Below are 3461 nucleotides of genomic sequence, written 5' to 3' on the forward strand. Positions count from 1 at the left end.
TTGATAGAAAATACTGTCAGTTTTCACGCAATTAAACTCAAAAAGATGCCTCTAGTTTAGCAGAAGTTTTTTATTGTGTTCTTCCGTAAGCTCCTATTTTTGAGCAATTGGGTTGACGACTGTTACCCAACACCATCGGAACCAAGATTAAATAGGGTTTGCGGCAAAAAGTTTTTCTTGGGGGTAGGGTGTGGGGTGTGGGGTGTGGGGTGTGGGGTTTTACCCATTTTCAGGGGGTCAATTACCTAATTTTCAGGGAAAAAGTACCTGAATTTTCCCCCTGATCACTCCCAGTCCGGTACTTTTTAATTGACAAAAAGTCTAAAAGTCTTACCCAACAAGGTTTTTATATTTATTCAGCAGACCCTAAATATCAAGGTCGCCGGAGGACATTCGGAGACTAAAAATGGACGGGTCGGAAAGCGTAAGACTTCTGTTAAAGAAGCAGCATCCCGGGTCGCGTCAACCCATCAAAAGTACGAGCAATTAAGCTTGTTCTAGTGGGAATCGCCGTCCGTTTTACGGCGGGGAGGATGTCAATTGTGTTAATCTCATCTTTAAATATCCACACCCCAAATCGTCTAAGGAGACAATGGCCGCTAATTCTCGGAATAAATCGCCCCTTTTTCTCGGCTGTTCCAGTAGGATCGCTATTTTTTGCCTCTTGATGTTATTATCGGCGGCAATAGGCTGGTTAATCGGGAAACAGTGGGTTAAGCACAGCAATCAACCCGAAACCGTTAAACCCGTTTTTGCCACGGAAGAAAATAATTTTAATTCTGCCACAGATCCGGCATGGCAGCGGAAAGCTGAGATGAGAAAGCGCCGTCTAGAGTTGGGAATTGATAGTCAGTTTTTTAAAAATCTCGTCAATGAATTGTTTAGCCTCCGCTATGGGGATATCAAAGAGGAAAAACAGAAACAGGAACAAAGAGATATTCTAGCAGCAGAAATCCTCGATCGCTTAGACCGTCTCGATTCTGGCACTAGAGAAGCATTAGGTAGCTACGACGAGCAACAGCGAGAAAAATGGCGAGAACAAGTGAATCAGTTACGATTAAGCAGTAGAGTCCTTAATTTACTCACTGATACTGCCTTTTTTCAGCTATTTCCCGAATTGACAGAAAGACCAAATTTTGATAGCGGACTAGGTCAACTATGGAGTGGTTTGGCCTGGAATCAGTTACAATCTTTACAGTCTGGCCTATCCTACCAAGCGATCGAAAGTTTAGACGCGGGGGGAGAGGAGATTATCGAGGCAATTCTCCGCCAGGGACAAGGAAAAGCCTATGCAATAAAATTGCGTTCCAGTGATCGGTTAGACTTAAATTTAGAGGCAGAAGGCGAAGTTTTACTATCTTTCTACTCTCCCAGTGGCAAGGTCACTCTTTTAGACAAGTCTAGCGATCGGCAATGGTCCGGTCAATTACCCGAAGAGGGATTTTATGAATTAGTTATTCTCCCCCAGTCTTCTAACCCCGTTAACTTTCGCTTGCAGTTAAAAGTAAGTCAATGACTTTAACCGTCAGGAGACAGTTATCAGTTATCAGTTCACTGTTTACTGATCACTGAAAAGCTCCCCACTTCCCCACTTCCCCACTTCCCTACACCCTACACCCCACTTCCCCAACCCCTAATCCGCTTTTTTACTTTTCCCCATGTCTCTAACTTTCCAAGCTGTTATTGCTAAATTAAACGAATTTTGGGCCGCTCGCGGTTGTTTAGTTGCTCAACCCTATGATACGGAAAAAGGTGCGGGAACCATGAGTCCCCACACTTTTTTAAGGGCAATTGGTCCGGAACCTTGGGCCGTTGCCTATGTGGAACCCTGTCGTCGTCCTACGGATGGCCGTTATGGCGAAAATCCCAATCGTTTTCAGCATTACTATCAATATCAAGTCCTAATTAAACCCTCTCCCGATAATATTCAGGATATCTATTTAGACTCCCTGCGGGTGTTAGGAATTAACCCAGAAGATCACGATATTCGCTTCGTGGAAGATAACTGGGAATCTCCCACCCTCGGTGCTTGGGGTGTGGGTTGGGAAGTGTGGTTAGATGGCATGGAAATCACCCAATTTACCTACTTTCAACAGTGTGGAGGTATCGATTGTCGTCCCGTGGCGATCGAGATTACCTATGGTTTAGAAAGATTAGCCATGTATCTGCAAGATGTAGAGGCAATTAATGAAATTCAATGGAATGAAAATATCCTCTACGGTGATATTTTTCTGCAAAATGAAATCGAACAATGTACCTACAATTTTGAGGCTTCCAATCCTGAGTTATTATTTAGTTTATTCAGTTTATATGAACAGGAAGCTAAACAATTAATCGATCGCTCTCTGGTGATTCCCAGTCTAGATTATGTTCTCAAATGTTCCCATACTTTTAATTTACTCGATGCTAGAGGTGTGATTGCTGTAGCTGAAAGAACCCGTTATATCGGCAGAATTCGCAATTTAGCTCGACAGGTTGCTCAATTGTATTTACAGCAACGGGAAGCTTTAGGTTTTCCCCTACAAAAAGTTTAGCAATCAGTGGCATCTCAATTTTGGCGATGCACCCCTACCAATTGTATTGGCCCTCTTTTAATAACTTCTTTTTATACTAAATCCTATTTAGGGTTTGCTGAATAAATCTAAAAACTTTGTTGGATAAGGCTTTTAGACTTTTTTTCCCTCAAAAAGTGCCTACCATTGGGGTGATCGGGGGTAAAATTCAGGTACTTTTTCCCTGAAAATTGGGTAACTGATACTAAATCCGTTGAGTATAGGCTACTTATGAATACAGGCAAAAGGCACTCATGCAAAAGGCAAAAGGGGGGATAAATAATCAGTCTTTAATAACCAGATTTAGTATAAAAACGGATTTGGTATGACAAAGAGTCTCTAAGAAAAAAAGATGTTAGCGATAACATCTTTTTGGCATTTTTTACAATTTAACCTCAATATCAACCCCTGCGGGTAAATCTAATTTCATCAAAGCATCGATTGTCTTAGAAGAGGGTTGGTAAATATCAATAATGCGGCGATGGGTGCGGGTTTCAAAATGTTCACGGGAGTCCTTGTCAACGTGAGGGGAACGCAGGACACAATAAATCTTTCTTTTGGTCGGTAGGGGAATCGGTCCGATCGCCGTGGCGTTAGTTCTATTGGCAGTATCGACAATCTTCTCACAGGAAGTATCGAGTAAGCGCCGGTCAAAAGCTTTCAAACGAATGCGAATTTTCTGTTGTTGTAAAGTAGCCATAATTTCACCTATTGCAATTGTCAAGGTACAAAATAAAGACATTGACATACTCCCACCGTCAAGCTACGCTGTGACGGGGGATTCTTTCCATATCACTATCGGAAATTCCTTGTTCAACGAGACAGCTTAGATTCTCAATGTCTCCATTAAGAATCCAGAGGCCGGACTCTCCCAAGGCGTTTGGGTCGGTTTCTGTTTGCCCAACAGTA

The 3461-nt window shown here is 42.4% G+C and carries 3 protein-coding genes and 1 pseudogene; 2 read left to right on the forward strand and 2 right to left on the reverse strand.

Annotated features, from left to right (window positions below; translation table 11 throughout):
- Nucleotides 1-592 precede the first annotated feature (592 nt).
- Together EWV84_RS15075 and glyQ are read left to right on the forward strand one after the other, a co-directional pair.
- Entirely contained in the window at nt 593-1516 is a 924-nt protein-coding gene (locus EWV84_RS15075) for a serine/threonine protein kinase (protein ID WP_287078647.1), read from the forward strand.
- A gap of 142 nt (nt 1517-1658) precedes the next feature.
- Entirely contained in the window at nt 1659-2534 is an 876-nt protein-coding gene (glyQ, locus tag EWV84_RS15080) for a glycine--tRNA ligase subunit alpha (RefSeq protein WP_286827415.1), read from the forward strand.
- 400 nt (nt 2535-2934) lie between these two features.
- On the opposite strand, the gene rpsJ is transcribed toward glyQ, so the two are convergent.
- Entirely contained in the window at nt 2935-3252 is a 318-nt protein-coding gene (gene rpsJ / locus EWV84_RS15085; RefSeq protein WP_002800099.1) for a 30S ribosomal protein S10, read from the reverse strand.
- Nucleotides 3253-3310: 58 nt separating this feature from the next.
- A pseudogene (locus tag EWV84_RS15090) lies at nt 3311-3461 on the reverse strand (RNA-guided endonuclease TnpB family protein); the annotation flags it as partial.

It is taken from the genome of Microcystis sp. M_QC_C_20170808_M3Col (assembly GCF_007095505.1).
GTDB lineage: Bacteria > Cyanobacteriota > Cyanobacteriia > Cyanobacteriales > Microcystaceae > Microcystis.